The sequence below is a fragment of the Micromonospora sp. HK10 genome, assembly GCF_000982955.1.
GTDB lineage: Bacteria > Actinomycetota > Actinomycetes > Mycobacteriales > Micromonosporaceae > Micromonospora.
Window position 1 is genome coordinate 1 of record NZ_KQ058683.1, and the last position, 17,556, is coordinate 17,556.

The window sequence follows — 17,556 nt, forward strand, 5'->3', positions numbered from 1 at the left end:
GGCGCCGGCCTGGCCGGGGTGGTCGCGCCGGTCGCCGGGCCGTTGCGGGTGGTCGCGGCGCTGGTCCTGCTGGGGCTCGCCGGGCACGGGTTGTGGCGGACCTGGTCGGCCCGGCGAACCCGGGAGGTCGCGGCGGCACCGGCGGGGCGCGGGTTGCACACGCCCGGCCGGGCGTACGCGGCGCTGCTCGGCCTGACCCTGTTGAACCCGGCCACGGTGCTCTACTTCGCCGCCCTGGTGCTCGGGCGGCAGGACACCGCTGATCCGGGCGGGGCCACGGCCGCCCTCTTCGTGGCCGGCGCGTTCCTGGCCTCGGCGAGCTGGCAACTGCTCGTCGCCGGTGGCGGCACCATGGTCGGCCGGGCGCTGGCCGGGCCGGGTGGCCGGCTGGTCACCGGCGTGGTCTCCAGCGCGCTCATTGCCGCCCTGGCGATCGCTACGCTGCTGCCCGACTGACCGGCTGTCCCGACGACAGCCTTCCGGCGGGCCGGCCGGCCGCGCGATGTCGTACGGTCGCTACCGTGACCAGTCGACCCGCAGCCGGGGGCGGCCGGTGGGTCGAGGTCGACCCGGCCCGCGTGGCGCGCTGGGTCGAGGGCTTCGCCGACCGGCACGGCCCGCCCACCATCACCAGGGAGGGGTACGGGCTGCTGCTCGCCGCCCCGGACGGCGCCACGGCCGAGCTGCACACCCCGCCCGGCGCTCCGCCCGCCGCCGACCTGCCCGGGTTCGTGGCGGCGGCCGGCGCACCCCGCCGGCTCGGCCTGCTGCTGGCCCGCAAGGGCGCGGTGGCCCTCGGCGTCGCCGACGGGACCGAGCTGGTCGTCTCCAAGGTGGACACCCGGTACGTGCAGGGGCGCACCGCGGCGGGCGGCTGGTCGCAGCAGCGGTTCGCCCGGCGGCGCGACAACCAGGCGAAGGCGGCCCTGGGCGACGCGGCCGAGCTGGCCGTACGCCTGCTGTTGCCGGAGGCGGGCAGCCTGGCGGCGCTGGTGTGCGGCGGCGACCGGCGCGCGGTGGACACCGTGCTGGCCGACCGGCGGCTGGCCCCGCTCGCGGCGCTGCGCGCGCCGCGTCTGCTCGACGTGCCGGAGCCCCGGCACGCGGTGCTGGTGGCTGCCGTTCCGGCCGCCCGGGCGGTCCACATCCTGGTCCGCTGAACGGGAAAGATCACCTCAAGACGGTTCAATCCCGCGACTCGATGCTGCATCGAATTGACTCGATGCATAGGGTCGGTGGCACGAAGCGGCGGGTCTCCGGGCGACCCGCAGGGCAGCTTCGCCTCCGCCATCAGCCGACATCGTTGGGAGAGAACACCTTCATGAGCGGATATCAGGACGGCCGGCTGCGGACCCGGTGGCGCCGTGCGACGAGGCTCCTCGTCGCGGCGGCGGCGATGAGCGCCGGAAGCCTCGTGGTCACCGCCACGCTGGCGGGCACGGCGAACGCGGGCGTCAGCCCGGTCGAGCGCGGCGCGCTCGCCGGCCCCGCGGTCAGCGGCGTCACCGAGCGCGGCGCGCTCGCCGCCGCCACCGTCGCCAGCGTCACCACGGGCGGCGCGCACACGTGCGCGATCAGCACCGACGGGGGCCTGTGGTGCTGGGGCTCGAACTACGGCGGCCAGCTCGGCGACGGGACCACCACGAACCGGAGCACCCCGGCGCGGGTCGGCACCGCCACCTGGACCGGCGTCGACGCGGGCACCGGACACACCTGCGCGGTGCGGACGGACGGGACGCTGTGGTGCTGGGGCTCGAACTTCCGGGGCCAGCTCGGCGACGGGACCACCACGAGCCGCAGCGCCCCGGTGCAGGTCGGCACCGCGACCACCTGGGCCAGGGTGGACGCCGGCCCCTCGCACACCTGCGCCGTACGGACCGACGGCACGCTCTGGTGCTGGGGCTTCAACCGGACCGCACAGCTGGGCGTCGGCGCCTCGCCGTACGTGGCGAACACGCCGTTGCAGGTCGGCACGGCGACCGACTGGGTGAGCGTGTCGACCGGCTTCGGCCACACCTGCGGGGTCCGCACCGGTGGCACGCTCTGGTGCTGGGGCTCCAACTCCGACGGGCAGCTCGGGATGGGCAACCTCACTCCGCAGGCGACGCCCGCGCAGGTCGGCACCGCCACCGGATGGACCGGCGTCGCGACCGGATACGCGCACACCTGCGGCGTCCGGTCCGGCACGCTGTGGTGCTGGGGCGAGAACGGGTACGGGCAGCTGGGCGTGAGCGGCTCCTACCGGACCGCGCCGGTGCAGATCGGCACGGCCACCACCTGGAGCCGGATCGCCGCGAGCAGCGACACGACGTGCGCGACCCGGACCGACGGCAGCCTGTGGTGCTGGGGCAAGAACACGGCGGGGCAGGTGGGCGACGGCAGCACCACGCACCGGTCGGCGCCGGTGCAGGTCGGCGCGGCGACCACCTGGACGGGCGGGCTCGCGGTCACCGACCACGGCTGCGGGATCCGGACCGACGGCGGGCTGTGGTGCTGGGGTGACAACAGCGGTGGACAGTTGGGTGACGGCAGCACCGTCGGCCGGTCCACGCCGGGACAGGTGACCCTGCCGGCCTGACCGGACCGGACACCACATCGGCCCGCACCGCTGGTCTCCGGCGGTGCGGGCCGATGCCCGGGGGAGCGGCGGCTCAGGCGGTGTTCAGCGCTGCGAACCGAAGGTGTCGCAGGACTTCGGGTCGCCGGTGGAGTAGCCCTTGGTGAACCACTGCTTGCGCTGCTCGGAGGTGCCGTGGGTGAACTCGTCCGGGTTCACCGGCCGGCCCGAGCGCTGCTGGATCGCGTCGTCGCCGATCTTCTCGGCGGTGTCGATGGCCTGCTGGATGTCCTGGTCGGTGATGCTCTTGAAGATCTTCTGGCCGCCCTCGTCGGCGGTACCGGTGGCGTTCTTGGCCCAGGCGCCGGCGTAGCAGTCGGCCTGCAGCTCCAGCTTCACCGAGAGGGCGTTCGCGCTCTGCGGGTCGCGCTGCTGCTGGCGGCGCATCTGCGCCTCGGTGCCGAGCAGGTCCTGCACGTGGTGGCCGTACTCGTGGGCCAGCACGTACGGCTGGGCGAACTCGCCCTCCGCGCCGAGCTGGTCGGCGAGCAGGCGGTAGAAGGTGAGGTCGATGTAGACCAGGTCGTCGGCCGGGCAGTAGAACGGCCCGACCCCGGAGTCGGCCTGGCCGCAGCCGGTGCTCACCGCCTGGCTGAAGAAGACGGTCTTGGACGGCTGGTACTGGTCGCCGAAGACCTCGGGCAGAGCGGTGCGCCAGTAGGCCTGGATCGAGTTGACGTAGAGGGTGTTGCGGCAGTCCAGCTGCTGGAGCGCGTCCTGCGCCGAGCACTTCTGCTCCAGCGAGGTGTTGTCGCCCTGGCTCGAGCCGCCGTCACCGCCGGTCATGGCGTTCAACCCGAAACCGCCGCCGACCAGGGCGACGAGGACGGCGATGATGAGGCTCACGAGGCCGCCCCGGCCGCCGCCGCCCATCGGGATCGGGATGCCCATCCCGCCGCCTCCGCCGGACCCTCGCCGGTCATCCACCTGGCTGGTGTCGATCCGTGCGTTCTCGTTCAGCTCCATGTTGACCCCGATCACCGATGTGTCCGTGTGTGGTGGTTGCGGTACCGGACCGGGTCCGGACGGCGTTTCGGTACCCGATGATCTTGTCAGGTAATCCGGGGGTGGCGCCCGGAGCCGCCCGGTACAATTGCCCGCGTGCTGCGCTGCGAAGGCTGAACCGCCCCGCGCCGACGGGAAATGACGACCCGCCGGCGCTTTCGCGTGCCCTGAGTCAGCCTTCCGGACCCCGAGAGCGAGTACCTCGACATGATCACTGCCACCGGCCTGGAACTGCGCGCCGGTTCCCGGATCCTGCTGTCCGACACCACCCTGCGGGTCCAGCCGGGCGACCGCATCGGTCTGGTCGGCCGCAACGGCGCCGGCAAGACCACCACGCTCAAGGTGCTGGCCGGGGAGGGCCAGCCGTACGCCGGGCAGCTCGACCGACGCAGCGCCATCGGCTACCTGCCGCAGGACCCGCGTACCGGCGACCTGGACGTCACCGGCCGGGACCGGGTGCTCTCCGCCCGCGGGCTGGACGTGCTGATGGCGCAGATGAAGGAGCTGGAGGAGAAGCTCGCCGAGGGCGCCGACGACGAGCGGCTGGTCCGCCGCTACGGCGCCCTGGAGGACCAGTTCGCCTCCCTCGGCGGGTACGCGGCGGAGGCCGAGGCGGCCCGGATCTGCGCCAACCTGGGCCTGCCCGACCGGGCCCTGGCGCAGACCATCGGCACCCTCTCCGGTGGCCAGCGCCGCCGCATCGAGCTGGCCCGGATCCTGTTCCGCGACGCGGGCGAGAACGGCGGCGGCATCCTGCTGCTCGACGAGCCCACCAACCACCTGGACGCCGACTCGATCACCTGGCTGCGCGGCTTCCTGGGCAACCACAAGGGCGGCCTGATCGTGATCTCCCACGACGCGTCGCTGCTCGAGGCCGTGGTCAACAAGGTCTGGTTCCTCGACGCCACCCGCTCCGTGGTCGACGTCTACAACCTGGGCTGGAAGGCGTACCTGGAGGCGCGGGAGACCGACGAGCGGCGCCGCCGCCGGGAGCGGGCCAACGCCGAGAAGAAGGCCGGCGCGCTGATGGCCCAGGCCGACAAGATGCGGGCCAAGGCCACCAAGACCGTCGCCGCCCAGAACATGGCCCGCCGGGCCGAGCGGCTGCTCGCCGGCCTCGACGAGGTACGGGTCGCCGACAAGATCGCGAAGGTGCGGTTTCCCACCCCGGCGCCGTGCGGCAAGACCCCGCTCACCGCGACCGGCCTGTCCAAGTCGTACGGGTCGCTGGAGATCTTCACCGACGTCAACGTGGCGGTGGACCGCGGCTCCCGGGTGGCCATCCTCGGCCTCAACGGCGCCGGCAAGACCACCCTGCTGCGGATGCTCGGCGGCCTGCTCGAGCCGGACACCGGCGAGGTGCGCCCCGGGCACGGCCTGCGGCTCGGCTACTACGCCCAGGAGCACGAGACCCTGGACGTGGAGCGGACGATCCTGGAGCACATGCGCAGCGCCGCGTCCGACCAGACCGACACCGACCTGCGGAAGATCCTCGGCGCGTTCCTCTTCTCCGGCGAGGACGTGGACAAGCCGGCCGGCGTGCTCTCCGGCGGCGAGAAGACCCGGCTGGCCCTGGCCACCCTGGTCTGCTCCGGCGCGAACGTGCTGCTGCTGGACGAGCCGACGAACAACCTCGACCCGGTCAGCCGCGAGCAGGTGCTCGACGCGATCGCCCGGTACCCCGGTGCCATCGTCCTGGTCACCCACGACCCTGGCGCCGTCCTGGCGCTCAAGCCCGACCGCGCCATCCTCCTGCCCGACGGCGACGAGGACGCCTGGTCCGACGACCTCCTGGAACTGGTCGAGCTCGCCTGACCGCCGGCTCGCCTCGCCGCCGTCGACGATCCGGCCGACCCCGTTGTCGCTCGCGCGGCGGTCACGGTCACGGCGGCCGCACCACCGACCGCGGGTGACCCCGGGCCCGGGGGGCCGGGGTCAGCCGACCAGGTTGAGCAGGCGGGGCAGCACGCCGGAGGTGACCACGATGGTCACGCCGACGGCGATGAAGATCAGCGGGACCAGCCGGTGACCGGCGCGGCCGACCAGGTCGACCACCCTCGGGTGGTTGCCGAGCAGGGCGGCCACCGCGCACCAGACCGCCACGAGCACGGCGAAGACCAGCAGCCAGACCAGGCCGGCGACCGGATCGAGCGAGCGGAACACCGGCACGTACACGGCGATGTTGTCGGCGCCGTTGGCGATCGTCACGCCGGCCACCCCGGCCAGCCCGGCGACCACGGCCGGCGGCTCGGCGCCGTCGGCGCGGCGGGCCAGCAGGGCCCGGACGCCGAGCGCGACGGGCAGCAGTCCGAGCAGCCCCGGCCACGGGTCGGGCACCACCAGCAGCCCGGCGGCCGCCACCACCGCGACGGCGACCAGCGCGCCGATGCCCGCGTACTGTCCCGTGACGATCTGCCAGGGGCGGGGCCGGCCGCTGCCGCGCGCGGCCACGAACAGGACGGTGAGGACGACGATGTCGTCGACGTTCGTGGCGGCGAAGACGGTCGCGGCGCCGGCTGCGGCGGCGAGCAGGTCGCTCATCCGAGGCAGCGTACGGAACGTCCGGCGGGCCGCCGGTGATCCATCCGGCCGGGCGACTGAGCGCTCAGGAGGATCACGCTATCGGGAAGGTGACATTGCATAGCGTGTCGGTTGGCGAAGAGTTGATATCTGGCGCATGATCGTTCGAGGCGGTCTAATAGGTGGGACCGTATCCGAACCGCACAGTCTGGGACGTGAGGACACAGCATGGCAGCCACTGGCACAGCCACCAGCACTGAGAAGGGTCGCCGGATCGTCGGAGCCGAGCGTCAGACGCTCGCCAAGGACCTGGTAAAGCGGTACACCGGCGGAGAGAGCATCCGGGCGCTCGCGGCCTCGACCGGCCGGTCCTACGGATTCATCCACCGGGTGCTCACCGAGTCCGGGGTGCAGCTGCGGCAGCGCGGCGGCGCCCGGCGCCGCAAGAAGGCGTGACCCGCCCCGCAGCGTCGTCCACCAGCGCCGTGCCCCGGGCGGTCCGGTGACCGCCGAGACGACCGGGGTACGACTCCACTGCGACGGGCCGGTCGCGACAGTCACGTTGTGCCGGCCCGACGTGCTCAACGCCCAGACCCCGGCCATGTGGCGCGCGATGAGCGACTTCTCCCGGGATCTGCCCGGCGACGTCCGCGTCGTCGTCGTGCGCGGTGAGGGGCGGGCCTTCTCCGCCGGCCTCGACCTGTCGGTGGCCGGTGCCGCCGGCCCGGGCTCCTTCGCCGAGCTGGCCGCGCTGCCCGAGCAGGAGTGCGCCGACCGGATCGCCGAGTACCAGGGCGGCTTCACCTGGCTGCACCGTCCCGACGTGATCTCGATCGCCGCGGTGCAGGGCCACGCCATCGGCGCGGGCTTTCAGCTCGCCCTCGCCTGTGACCTGCGGGTGCTCGCCGAGGATGCCCGGCTCTCCATGGCCGAGGTGACCCTCGGCCTGGTCCCGGACCTGGCCGGCACCAAGCGCCTGGTCGAGCTGGTCGGCTACTCGCGCGCCCTGGAGATCTGTGCCACCGGCCGCCGGATGGACGCGGTCGAGGCCGACCGGATCGGCCTGGCCACCCTGGTGGTGCCCGCCGCCGAGCTGGACGCGGCGGTGCACGACCTGACCGCCGGTCTGCTGGCCAACAACCGGGACGCGATCATCGAGATCAAGGCGCTGCTGGCCGGCGCCGGCCAGCGTGGCCACGCCGAGCAGCAGCGGGTCGAGCGGGAGGCGCAGACCCGCCGGCTGCGGGACCTGGCCGGCCGGGGCGAATAGTAAGGACCCTTCGGGAAGATCCGGGTTACTCGCGAGGTTGTCACAGGCGTCGGGAGAATTGACCCCGACGGTTCATGCTGCCCGACCACCCGGAGGTGACGGATGTCCAACCACATGGCCGGCGGCGGCATGGGCGGTTGGAGCATGCTCCGGTCCCTGCGCAACCGCGACGAGGTCTCCAGCCACCAGCTCAAGCGCGGCACCGCGAAGCGGATCGTGGCGTTCGCCCGCCCGTACCGGCGGGACATCGTGATCTTCCTGGTCACCGTGGTGATCGCCGCGGTGATCGGGGTGGCGACCCCGTTGCTCGCCGGCGACGTGATCGACGCGATCGCCGGTGGCGGGCCCGACGCCCGCCAGACCGTGGTCCGGCTCGCGGTGATCATCGCGGTGCTGGCCGTCGCCGACGCGCTCTTCTCGCTGGCCCAGCGCTGGTATTCGGCCCGCATCGGCGAGGGCATCATCCTCGACCTGCGCACCCGGGTCTACGACCACGTCCAGCGGATGCCGCTGCAGTTCTTCACCCGTACCCAGACCGGTGCCCTGGTCAGCCGGCTCAACAACGACGTGCTGGGCGCCCAGCGGGCGTTCACCTCGACCCTCTCCGGCGTGGTCAGCAACGTCATCCAGCTGGTGCTGACCGCCGGCGCGATGCTCTTCCTCTCCTGGCAGATCACCGTGCTGGCGCTGGTGCTGCTGCCGATCTTCATCATCCCGGCCCGCCGGGTCGGCCGCCGGCTCGCCGAGATCACCCGCGAGTCGTACAACCTCGACGCCAAGATGAACGCCACGATGACCGAGCGGTTCGGCGTCGCCGGCGCGCTGCTGGTCAAGCTCTTCGGCTCGCCCGAGGTGGAGGCGGCCCGGTTCGCCCGCCGCGCCGAGCGGGTGCGCGACATCGGCATCCAGTCCGCGATGTATTCGCGCACCTTCTTCGTGGCCATGCTGCTGGTGGCGTCGCTCGCCCAGGCGCTCACCTACGGGCTCGGCGGCTGGCTCGCGGTCACCGGCGCGGTCAGCGCCGGCACCGTGGTCAAGCTGGCCCTGCTGCTCACCCGGCTCTACGGGCCGCTCACCGCGCTCTCCAACGTCCGGGTCGACGTGATGAGCGCGCTGGTCTCCTTCGACCGGGTCTTCGAGGTCCTCGACCTGCGCCCCGGCATCGCCGAGAAGCCCGGGGCCGTGCCGGTGCCCCGGCGCAGCGGCCGGGTCGAGTTCCGCGACGTGCGGTTCCGTTACCCGAGCGCCGCCGAGGTGTCGCTGGCTTCGCTGGAGGAGGTCGCCGCGCTGGATCGTACGGTCAACGAGCCGGTGCTCAAGGGCGTCTCGTTCAGCGTCGAGCCGGGCCAGATGGTGGCGCTGGTCGGGCCCTCCGGCGCCGGCAAGTCGACGCTGTCCATGCTGATCTCCCGGATCTACGACGTCACCGACGGTCAGGTGCTGGTCGGCGGCGTCGACGTCCGCGACGCCACCCTGGCCTCGCTGCGCGACGAGATCGGCGTGGTCACCCAGGACTCCCACCTGTTCCACGAGACCATCCGGGAGAACCTGCGCTACGCCAAGCCGGACGCCACCGACGACGAGATCTGGGCCGCGCTCGCCGGAGCCCAGGTCGCCGACCTGGTCCGGGCCCTGCCCGACGGGCTGGACACCACGGTCGGCGAGCGGGGCTACCGCTTCTCCGGCGGCGAGAAGCAGCGCATCGCGATCGCCCGGCTGCTGCTCAAGGCCCCGTCGATCGTGATCCTCGACGAGGCGACCGCGCACCTGGACTCGGAGAGCGAGGCGGCGGTGCAGCGGGCACTGTCCGTGGCGCTGACCGGGCGTACCGCCCTGGTGATCGCGCACCGGCTCTCCACGGTCCGCGACGCCGACCAGATCCTCGTGCTCGACGAGGGGCGGATCGTCGAGCGTGGCCGGCACGACGAGCTGGTCGCGGTCGGCGGCCTGTACGCCGAGCTGTACCGCACCCAGTTCGCGGTCGCCGACTCGCCGGCCCCGTACGCCGAGGCCGACCAGCAGCCCGAGCCGGTGGTCACCACGGTGCCGCTGGGCACGTACGTGGCGCAGGAGGCGCTGCCGCCCGCGGCGGCCAACTGAGCCCGCCGCCGCCCGCGGCGGCCAACTGAGCCCGCCGCCGCCCGCGGCGGCCAACTGAGCCCGCCGCCGCCCGCGGCGGCCAACTGAGCGCGGTGCCGCCGCCTGCGGCAGGCCAGCCGAGCGCGGCGGTGCTGCCGTCCGCTGACCCGGGGCGGCCACCGCCACGGCCGTCCCGTCACGGCCCGCCGCTGCCCGCCGCTCACTGGTCGGCGGGCAGCCCGGTCTCCGCCTGTTCGACCTGGTGGATGAGCTGCTTGAGGCGGGCGATCTCGTCGCGCAGGGCGGCCTGGCCCGGGGCGGTGAGGCTGACCCAGGTGCGCGGGCGCCTGCCCTCGTAGCCCTTCTCGATCTGGATCAGCCCGGCCTTCTCCAGCACGGTCAGGTGCTGCCCGAGGTTGCCGGCGGTCAGTTGCAGGGTGGTCCGGAGGAAACCGAACTCGACCTGGCGGGCCTGGTGCGCGATGGCCATGATGCCGAGCCGGACGCGCTGGTGGACGACGTCGTCGAGGCCGTTGGCGGGGTGGTCGGTCGTCACCTGCGAACCTCGGCGGTCGGCCGGAACAGGGCGAAGGCGGCGGCGCCCAGGAGCAGCACCGCCGCCGGGACGAGCAGGTCGGGCAGGAAGAACCACGGCGACGACGAGTGAATGACCCGGTTGCCCTGCACCAGGCCGATCGCGAGGAAACCGATGGTGTACGCCAGCAACGCCCAGTGGCGTTCGACCCAGGCGAGCACCAGCAGCGCCAGCCCGACCGCCGCCAGCGGACCGGCCAGCCCGTTGAGGAGCCAGGCGGCCGGCCCCATCTCGGGCGGCGCCGGGTCGGCGGTGGGATCGGCGGGTGGGGGCAGGAGCGGGTGGAATGTCAACCAGATCGACACCGCCGTCATGAGGACGGCCAGCGCCACCCCGGCGACGACGTAGGGCCGGATGGGCGTGCCGACGCCGCGCGCCCGGGACTGCCTGACGTAGAAGGCCGCGATGGCCGCGTAGGCGAGCAGCAGCGCGACGGTCCAGTAGCCGAGCTCCGTCGGGTTGGGCGCCGGGCAGACCGTCTGACCTGGCCCGAATCGGCAGGTGCCGAAGAGGTCGACGTAGGGGGCGTATCGGTAGACGGGTATCGCGAGCAGGGTGATGGTCGCGAAGACCAGCAGCGGGAACCAGGTGCCGCGCTGGGCGGCACGACACTCGATGCCGGCGGAGCCCGGACACCTAGCCGGCGGACGCCGCGCGTAGCTCGGCGAAGGCGGCGCCGAGCGTCACCGGGGTGAAGTGCGCGTTTAACCCGCTCGGGTTGGGCAGCACCCAGAGCCGGGCCGGCCCCAGCGGCTCCGGCTGCTCGCCGAAGCCGGCCTTCGGCCGGGCGAAACCGATCCGGTACGCGGTCACCCCGACCACCGCCACCCAGCGCGGCCGGTACCGCTCGACCTTGCCGGCCAACAGCTCGGCGCCCGTGACCAGCTCCGCGGCGGCCAACTCGTCGGCCCGGGCACTGGCCCGGGCCACCATGTTGGTGATCCCGAGCCCCAGACGGGGCAGCTCGTCCTGCTCGCTCGGGTGCAGCTGGCGCGGCGTGAAGCCGCCCCGGTGCAGGGCCGGCCAGAACCGGTTGCCCGGTCGGGCGAAGTGCCAGCCGGTCGCCGCCGACCACAGTCCGGGGTTGATCCCGACGAACAGCACGTCCAGCCCGGGCGCCACGACGTCCGGCAGCAGCTTGTCGGCCGCCGCCGCCAACTGCTCCTTCGTCGGTCGGGGATACCGCCGCGCGGCCGGTTCGGAGGGCGCCTCCCGGCTCCGGCCGCGCCCGCCCGCCGTCACAGGCCGCGCAACGCGCCGCCGTCGACCGGCACGGTCACCCCGGTGACGTAGCCGGCGGCGGGGGAGAGCAGGAAGGCGGCCACCCGGCCGAACTCGGCCGGATCACCGATGCGGCGCAGCGGGATGCCCGCCTCCGCCTCCGCGCGACCGCGTTCCGGGTCGCCGCCGGCCGCGAGGAGCTCCCGGTTCCGGTCGGTCATGATCCGGCCGGGCAGCAGGCTGACCACGCGCACGCCGCGGGGGCCGTACTCGTCGGCGATGTCCTTGGCCACGCCGGCCAGGCCGGGGCGCAGCCCGTTGGAGATGCCGAGGCCGGGCAGCGGGCCGCGTACCGAGGTGGAGAGGACCAGGCCGATCGCCCCGCCGTCGGTGAGTGCGTCGGCCACCGTCCGGACGGTGCGGACGGTACCCAGGAAGACCGTCTCGAAGGACTCCCGCCACTGCTCGTCGCTGACCTGCGCGGCGGTCCCTCGGGGCGGGCCGCCGACCGAGACGAGCGCCCCGTCGAGCCGGCCGAACCGCTCCCGTGCCGCCGCCACCAGGCGCTCCGGGGTGCCCGGGTCGGTCAGGTCGGCGGTCAGCCCGACCGCGTGGGCCGGGCCGCCGAGCGCCTCGACCGCCGCGGCGACACGTTCCGGGGCGCGGGCCGAGAGCACCACCCGGGCCCCGTCGGCGACGAGCTGTTCCGCGGTGGCGAAGCCGAGGCCGCCGGAGGCGCCGGTCAGCACGTACACCCGGTCGGCGAGTCCGAGATCCATGACCCGATCCTGCCGTACCCGCGGGGACGGTGCCAGCGATGCCCGATACCGCCGGCGCGGTGGCCGGCGACGTTCAGCGCTGAGCCGGACGGAGCAGGCGTACCCGGCCGGCGAGCTGCACGGCCACGGCGCCGCCGGCCCGGGCGGCGGCCGGCAGGCGGCGGGGCCGGGGCGGGGTCAGCCCGTCGTAGCGCGCGGCGGCCTCGCGCAGCGCCAGTTCCTCAGCGCCCAGTGGCGGCAGCGTGGCCGCGGCCCGCAACTCCCGCGCCAGGTCCCAACCGTCGCGGAGCGAGCCGTTGGTGGGCCGCCCGTCCGCCCACCCGGCGAAGGCCGCCGGCCAGCCGGCGCCCAGCCCGGCGGCGAGCAGCGGCCAGTGCCGGGCCACGTCGCCGGCGCGCTTGCGCAGCAGCGCGCGGCGGGCCGCCGCCACCGGTCCCGGTGCGAACCCCGGCGGCAGCGGGCCCCCGGCGACCAGCGCGGCGACCAGCGCGGACTGCCGGTCCGCCAGGCTGTCGCCGGTCCCCGGTGGCGGCTCGCCCGGGGCGGTCACGTGACCACCGGGTAGCCGGCGGCGGTGGCCAACGCGTCGAGCTCACCGCGCAGCTCGGCGGCGGGCGGGTAGTGGCCGTCGCGTTCCAGCAGCAGCGCCGGGGGCCGGTGCCGGGCGCAGAGCGCACCGACCAGGTCGAGCACCTCGGCGGGGACCGGGTCGGTGTGCGTGTCGTGGTAGAAACCAGCCCGCTCGGCGCCGCCGGCCACGTGCACGTAGGCCACCCGCTCTAGCGGCAGCCGGTCCAGCAGCGCGAGCGGGTCGCCGCCCCGGTTGCGGGCGTTGGCGTGCACGTTGGCGACGTCGAGCAGCAGCAGGGCGCCGGTGGCGTCGAGGATCTCGGTGAGGAAGTCGGCCTCGTCCAGCTCGTCGTCCGGCCAGTCGAAGAGCGCGGCGATCGGTTCCAGCGCGAGCGGCACCGGCAGCTCGGCCTGGGTGCGCCGGACGTTGGCCACCACCGCGGCGACCGCCTCCCGGCTGCGCGGCAGTGGCAGCAGGTGGCCGGCCTCGACGCCGCCGGCCCGGACGAACGCGATGTGCTCGCTGACCAGCGGCGCGTCCAGCGCGGTGGCCACCCCGGCCAGGTGCGCCACCCGGGCCGGGTCGACCGGTTCGGCGCCACCGAGGGAAAGCTTCACCCCGTGCGGTACGACGGTGACGCCGCGCCCGCGCAGGTCGGCGAGGCCGTCGGGCAGCGCCCCAGCCGGCGCGACCGTCTCGGCCACCACCTCGACGAAGCGCAGCCCGGGCAGGCCGGCCACGAAACCGGCGATCTCCGGCCGCCACCCGATCCCGACGCCGTACGGCCCGGTGCCGGGCGGGGCCGGCGGAGCGGTCGGCCCGGTCATCCGCCGCACCCGCCGCCCCCGCACCCGCCTCCGCCCCCGCAGGAGCTGCCGCCGCCGCACGAGCTGCCGGCCCCGCACGAGCTGCTGCTGCCGGTCGAGACGCCGCTGGCGCCGAGCGCCTGCCGCTGGATCTCGGCCTGCTCGGCGAAGCCCGGGTCCATCGCCCAGATGGTGGCGGTGCCGAACAGCGCCACGCCCAGGGCCGCCTCGGCGGGGCCGTAGGTGGCGTACGCCGGCGCGGCCGAGGGCCGCAGCCAGCTGTGCCGGCGGCGCAGCTCGTGCAGCGCCCGCTCGGCCGCCCGGGTGCGCAGCGGCACCCGGATGAGCAGCAGGAAGGCGATGAACAGCGGGACCAGGGTGAGGAACAGGAAACCGGCGGGCCGGCCGTTCGCGGTACCCACGAAGGCGCGGACGACGCCGAGCGCCAGCAGCGCGCCGATCAGGAGCGGCCCGCGCCGCAGGGCCCGGCGGCGCGGCGCGTCGAGGGCCAGGCCGCGCACCTCGAGGCCCTCGCGCAGCTGCTGCAGGGCGCGCAGCACCCACTCGTCGTGGCGCAGCTGGCGAGAGTGCACGCCGCGTACGGCGGCGTGGTGGATCGCCTGGTCGAGCGGGGTGGCGCCGGCCGGCAGCGGGCCGCCCGCGGTGAGCCGGCGGTCCGGCCGGACGCCCACCGCACCGGCCCGGCGCAGCCCGCCCAGCGCCGTCCAGACGGCGAGCTGGTCGCCGCCGTTGAGGAGGGCCACCTGCTGCGGCCCGAGCTGCCCGTCCCCGGCGGCGGGGCCGCCGGCCAGGACCCGGATCCGGTACGCGATGGCGCCGACGACCAGCACGGCCGCCACGAGCAGGTACCAGCGGAGGAAGACGGGGCCCGGGATGCCCCAGGTGTCACCCGGTGCGGCGAGGACGGCCATGCTCTGCTCCTGTCGCGAGGGGTCGCGGCTCATTGTGGAGCAGCCCTGCCACCGGTGAACGGGCCCGCCGGCCCAGTTATCGGACCGAGACCGGGCGACCGGTCAGTGCCGGCGGACGGCCTCCTCGACGAGGTCGAGCACCCGGCTCAGGTCACCGGCCGGTCGCCCCATCGCCAGGTGCAGCACCAAGCCGTCGTACGCCAGCTCCAGGAACTGGGCCAGCACGTCGATCGGCACGTCCTCACGGAGCACGCCGGCCTCGCGCTGGCGGAGCAGGCGTTCCCGGGTGGCCTCGGCGATGGCCGCGGAGCGTTCCGCCCAGCGCTTGGCGAACGCGGGGTCGGTGCGCAACCGACGGGAGACCTCCAGCTGGCTGCCGAGCCAGCCGGTGGTGTCCGGGGAGACGGCCCGGGCGAGCAGGTCCCGCATCACCTGGACCAGGCCGTTGCGGGCCACGGTCTCCACCATCACGGCGGCGTCGTCCTCGGCCACGGCGAGGAAGAGCGAGTCCTTGTCCCGGAAGTGGTGGAAGATCGCGCCGCGGGAGAGCCCGGTGGCCTCCTCCAGCCGACGGACGGTGGCACCCTCGTAGCCGTGCCGGGCGAAACACGCCCGGGCCGCGCCGAGGATCTCCTGCCGGCGCGCGTCGAGCTGGTCCTGACTTACTCTGGGCACACACCGATCGTCGCAGGCGGCCGGGACCGATGCAAACCGTACGTACGGCTTGAAACGGGGTTTCCGTGCTCCGCCCGCCGGCCCGGGCCGGTCTAGGATCGCCCGGTGACCCAGGCCGCACCCCTTCCCGCCCGCCCGCTGACCGTGGCCGCCGTGCAGGCCACGCCGGTCCCCGGCGACGTCGCCGGCAACGCCGCCCGCGCCGCCGGCCTCGTCGCGCGGGCCGGCGACGCCCGCGTCGTCGTGCTGCCGGAGCTGTACCTGCCGGCGTACCACCTGCCGGCGCTGGCCGCCGACCCGGCCGGCACCGACGTGCCGGCCGCCCCGGACGGCTCGGTCGCCGACCCGCGGCTGGACCCCCTGCGGGCGGTGGCCCACGACCACCGGACGACCGTGGTGGTCGGGGCGGCCGTGCGGCACCCCGACGGGCGGCGCACCATCTCCGCCCTGGTGGTCGACCCCACCGGGGCGGTCCACGCCGGGTACGACAAGCAGCAGCTCTGGAGCGGCGAGCGGGAGCTGTTCGAGGCGGGCCGGCGGGGCGCCACGCTGCTGATCGACGACTGGCGGTTCGGCCTGGGCATCTGCTACGACGGCTGTTTCCCGGAGCACGGGCGGGCCGCCGCCGACGACGGCGCGCACGGCTACCTGTGCCCGAGCGGCTACCTGGCCGGCTCGGCGCACCGCCGCGACCTCTACTACGCCGCGCGGGCGCTGGACAACACCATGTTCGTCGTCTTCGCCAACTGCGTGGACGGCGCCGATCCGTGGCGGTTCAACGGCGGCGCCGCGGTCTACGACCCCGAAGGGCGGCCGCTGGCCCGGGGCGCGGACACCGGGGAGGACGTGCTGGTGGCCACCCTCGACCCGGCCGCGCTGGCGGCCACCCGGGCCGCGCACACCATGCTCGGTGACCGCCTGCCCGGTCAGGGGCTGCCCCGCGTGGTGCTGCGCGGCTGACGGCGGGGAAGGCGACCGCACACCCTGTCGGTCGCCCGCCTCGGTCCCGTAGGGTGCGCGAGTGCCGTTGCTCCTGCTCGACCTGGACAACACCCTGCTCGACCGCGCGGGGCCGTTCCGTGCCTGGGGAGAGCGGTTCCTGGCCGGCATCGGCGCGCCGCCCACCGACATCGACTGGCTGCTCTCCATCGACGCGGACGGGCTGACCGACCGGTGGGACGTCGCCGACGCCATCCGCGACCGGTACGGGCCGATCATGTCGGGGATCGACCTGGTCGAGGAGTTGCACGACGGGGTGGTGGCGCACACCCGGCTGGACCCGCTGGTCGCCTGCGCGCTGCGGATCGCCGACGACGCCGGCTGGATCCCGGTGGTGGTCACCAACGGGGTGGTCCGCCAGCAGGAGGCGAAGATCCGGCGCACCGGCCTGGACCGGTACGTGGCCGACTGGGTGATCTCCGAGGAGGCCGGGGTCAGCAAGCCCAACCCGCGGATCTTCGCGCTCGCCGCCCACCGGGTCCGGATGCCGCTGCGTGGCGCCTGGGTGATCGGGGACAGCCCGGAGGCGGACATCGGCGGGGCGACCGCGGTCGGCCTGCCCAGCGTCTGGCTGCACCGGGGACGGCGCTGGTCGGACACCCGGTTCGCGCCCACCCGCACCGAGGACGGGCTGATCGCGGCGGTGGCCGCCGTGCTGGCCGGCTGAGCGGTACACCGCCGGCCGGGGCGGCGCGTCGGGCGCGGTTCGCCGTGCGGGGCGGGGCGTCGGCCGCGGTTCGCCGTGCGGGGCGGGGCGTCGGCCGCGGTTCCCTGCGCGGGTCGGGGCGTCGGCGGCGGCCCTCGTGCGCCCGGGCGGTCTCCCGGCGGCCTAAATCGGTTGACCCGCGTCGGCGGTCCGGTGAGCATGGGGCCGCGCGTGGGCGCAGCCGGGCGGGGCCCGGTCGAGGAGAGGAGGTCGGTCATGGCCGTCTTTGCGGGGTCTTTCCACCTGCCTCCACCAGCCTCGATCGAAGGATCAACCCACCCGTGCGTGAACCAGACCTCCCGGCGCCGCAGCGCCGTGGCCGCGGCAAGAGCCGCTTCGACGACGACGAACCGTACTTCCTGAAGCGGGGCCGGCACGCCGAGCCGGCCCTGCCCGGACCCGACGACGAACCCGAACAGGGGGACCCCTGGTCCTCCTGGGACGCGGCCGTGCACGGGCCCGAACCCCACCCCGGCTGGCTGGTCACCGAGCTGGCGGCCCGGGACACCGAGCTCGGGGTGCTCAAGACCGGCAAGGAGGCGGACGTCCACCTGGTCCGCCGCGCGGTGCCGGACACCGGCCGCTCCTGCCTGCTAGCGGCCAAGCGGTACCGGGACGCCCAGCACCGGCTCTTCCACCGCGACGCCGGCTACCTGGAGGGGCGCCGGGTGCGCCGGTCCCGGGAGATGCGGGCGATGGCCGGGCGGACCGCGTTCGGCCGGCAGATGATCGCCGGGCAGTGGGCGGCCGCCGAGTTCGACGCGCTGGCCCGGCTCTGGGA

The 17,556-nt window shown here is 74.8% G+C and carries 19 protein-coding genes and 1 pseudogene; 10 read left to right on the forward strand and 10 right to left on the reverse strand.

Annotation, left to right across the window (positions count from 1 at the left end; translation table 11 throughout):
• The 3 genes from LQ51_RS03675 to LQ51_RS03685 form a co-directional block, all read left to right on the forward strand.
• Positions 1 to 456: LysE family transporter (locus LQ51_RS03675; RefSeq protein ID WP_046563213.1), on the forward strand; the 456-nt coding region annotated here is incomplete at its 5' end.
• A 65-nt stretch (positions 457 to 521) separates the two neighbouring features.
• Entirely contained in the window at positions 522 to 1,160 is a 639-nt protein-coding gene (locus LQ51_RS03680; protein ID WP_046563214.1) for an acVLRF1 family peptidyl-tRNA hydrolase, read from the forward strand.
• A 161-nt stretch (positions 1,161 to 1,321) separates the two neighbouring features.
• The gene (locus LQ51_RS03685) at positions 1,322 to 2,578 is read left to right on the forward strand and encodes an RCC1 domain-containing protein (protein ID WP_046563215.1); all 1,257 of its coding nucleotides are present in this window, start codon (positions 1,322 to 1,324) and stop codon (positions 2,576 to 2,578) included.
• Positions 2,579 to 2,662: 84 nt separating this feature from the next.
• Here the strand turns inward: LQ51_RS03685 and LQ51_RS03690 are convergent, their stop codons facing one another.
• On the reverse strand, positions 2,663 to 3,583 hold the full coding sequence (locus LQ51_RS03690) for a KPN_02809 family neutral zinc metallopeptidase (RefSeq protein ID WP_046563228.1): 921 nt from the start codon (positions 3,581 to 3,583) through the stop codon (positions 2,663 to 2,665).
• Positions 3,584 to 3,829: 246 nt separating this feature from the next.
• Here LQ51_RS03690 and LQ51_RS03695 point away from each other — a divergent pair, with 246 nt between their 5' ends.
• Positions 3,830 to 5,437: an ABC-F family ATP-binding cassette domain-containing protein gene (locus LQ51_RS03695; RefSeq protein WP_046563216.1), complete on the forward strand. Its 1,608-nt coding sequence runs from the start codon at positions 3,830 to 3,832 to the stop codon at positions 5,435 to 5,437.
• A 120-nt stretch (positions 5,438 to 5,557) separates the two neighbouring features.
• Here LQ51_RS03695 and LQ51_RS03700 read toward each other — a convergent pair whose 3' ends face one another.
• Positions 5,558 to 6,163 carry a cadmium resistance transporter gene (locus tag LQ51_RS03700; protein WP_231605287.1) on the reverse strand — a complete coding sequence of 202 codons (606 nt, stop codon included), beginning with the start codon at positions 6,161 to 6,163 and terminating at the stop codon, positions 5,558 to 5,560.
• Positions 6,164 to 6,370: 207 nt separating this feature from the next.
• On the opposite strand from LQ51_RS03700, the gene LQ51_RS03705 reads away from it, so the two are divergent.
• The 3 genes from LQ51_RS03705 (at position 6,371) to LQ51_RS03715 (ending at position 9,512) form a co-directional block, all read left to right on the forward strand.
• A complete protein-coding gene (locus LQ51_RS03705; RefSeq protein ID WP_007072022.1) occupies positions 6,371 to 6,598 on the forward strand; it encodes a helix-turn-helix domain-containing protein in 228 nt (75 codons plus the stop codon).
• Between the two features lie 46 nt (positions 6,599 to 6,644).
• Complete coding sequence (locus LQ51_RS03710; protein WP_046563218.1) at positions 6,645 to 7,412, forward strand: enoyl-CoA hydratase/isomerase family protein; 768 nt, start codon at positions 6,645 to 6,647, stop codon at positions 7,410 to 7,412.
• A gap of 114 nt (positions 7,413 to 7,526) precedes the next feature.
• Positions 7,527 to 9,512: an ABC transporter ATP-binding protein gene (locus LQ51_RS03715; RefSeq protein ID WP_197087515.1), complete on the forward strand. Its 1,986-nt coding sequence runs from the start codon at positions 7,527 to 7,529 to the stop codon at positions 9,510 to 9,512.
• Positions 9,513 to 9,711: 199 nt separating this feature from the next.
• Here LQ51_RS03715 and LQ51_RS03720 read toward each other — a convergent pair whose 3' ends face one another.
• From LQ51_RS03720 to LQ51_RS03755, 8 genes are all read right to left on the reverse strand, one after another.
• Positions 9,712 to 10,047 carry a winged helix-turn-helix domain-containing protein gene (locus tag LQ51_RS03720; RefSeq protein ID WP_046563220.1) on the reverse strand — a complete coding sequence of 112 codons (336 nt, stop codon included), beginning with the start codon at positions 10,045 to 10,047 and terminating at the stop codon, positions 9,712 to 9,714.
• Positions 10,044 to 10,391, reverse strand: coding sequence for a hypothetical protein (locus LQ51_RS31090; RefSeq protein ID WP_156312967.1), 348 nt, complete (start codon positions 10,389 to 10,391; stop codon positions 10,044 to 10,046). Before LQ51_RS31090 ends, LQ51_RS03720 begins: the two co-directional genes overlap by 4 nt.
• 331 nt (positions 10,392 to 10,722) lie before the next feature.
• Positions 10,723 to 11,244: a G/U mismatch-specific DNA glycosylase gene (gene mug / locus LQ51_RS03730; RefSeq protein ID WP_231605289.1), complete on the reverse strand. Its 522-nt coding sequence runs from the start codon at positions 11,242 to 11,244 to the stop codon at positions 10,723 to 10,725.
• Positions 11,245 to 11,324: 80 nt separating this feature from the next.
• Complete coding sequence (locus LQ51_RS03735) at positions 11,325 to 12,086, reverse strand: SDR family oxidoreductase (RefSeq protein ID WP_046563222.1); 762 nt, start codon at positions 12,084 to 12,086, stop codon at positions 11,325 to 11,327.
• A gap of 73 nt (positions 12,087 to 12,159) precedes the next feature.
• Positions 12,160 to 12,636 (reverse strand): hypothetical protein, encoded by a 477-nt coding sequence (locus tag LQ51_RS03740; RefSeq protein ID WP_046563223.1) that lies wholly within the window; start codon positions 12,634 to 12,636, stop codon positions 12,160 to 12,162.
• Positions 12,633 to 13,484, reverse strand: coding sequence for an MbnB/TglH/ChrH family RiPP precursor modification enzyme (locus tag LQ51_RS03745; protein ID WP_046563230.1), 852 nt, complete (start codon positions 13,482 to 13,484; stop codon positions 12,633 to 12,635). The genes LQ51_RS03740 and LQ51_RS03745 overlap by 4 nt, the downstream gene beginning before the upstream one ends.
• Positions 13,481 to 14,395: a TIGR04222 domain-containing membrane protein gene (locus LQ51_RS03750; RefSeq protein WP_046563231.1), complete on the reverse strand. Its 915-nt coding sequence runs from the start codon at positions 14,393 to 14,395 to the stop codon at positions 13,481 to 13,483. The genes LQ51_RS03745 and LQ51_RS03750 overlap by 4 nt, the downstream gene beginning before the upstream one ends.
• Positions 14,396 to 14,497: 102 nt before the next feature.
• Entirely contained in the window at positions 14,498 to 15,070 is a 573-nt protein-coding gene (locus LQ51_RS03755) for a TetR/AcrR family transcriptional regulator (protein ID WP_046563224.1), read from the reverse strand.
• Between the two features lie 105 nt (positions 15,071 to 15,175).
• Between LQ51_RS03755 and LQ51_RS03760 the strand changes: the two genes are divergently transcribed.
• The 3 genes and pseudogenes from LQ51_RS03760 to LQ51_RS03770 all read left to right on the forward strand — a co-directional run.
• Positions 15,176 to 16,030 (forward strand): carbon-nitrogen hydrolase family protein, encoded by an 855-nt coding sequence (locus LQ51_RS03760; RefSeq protein WP_046563225.1) that lies wholly within the window; start codon positions 15,176 to 15,178, stop codon positions 16,028 to 16,030.
• A gap of 61 nt (positions 16,031 to 16,091) precedes the next feature.
• Positions 16,092 to 16,736 carry an HAD family hydrolase gene (locus LQ51_RS03765; RefSeq protein ID WP_046563226.1) on the forward strand — a complete coding sequence of 215 codons (645 nt, stop codon included), beginning with the start codon at positions 16,092 to 16,094 and terminating at the stop codon, positions 16,734 to 16,736.
• Between the two features lie 320 nt (positions 16,737 to 17,056).
• A pseudogene (locus tag LQ51_RS03770) lies at positions 17,057 to 17,556 on the forward strand (RIO-like kinase); the annotation flags it as partial.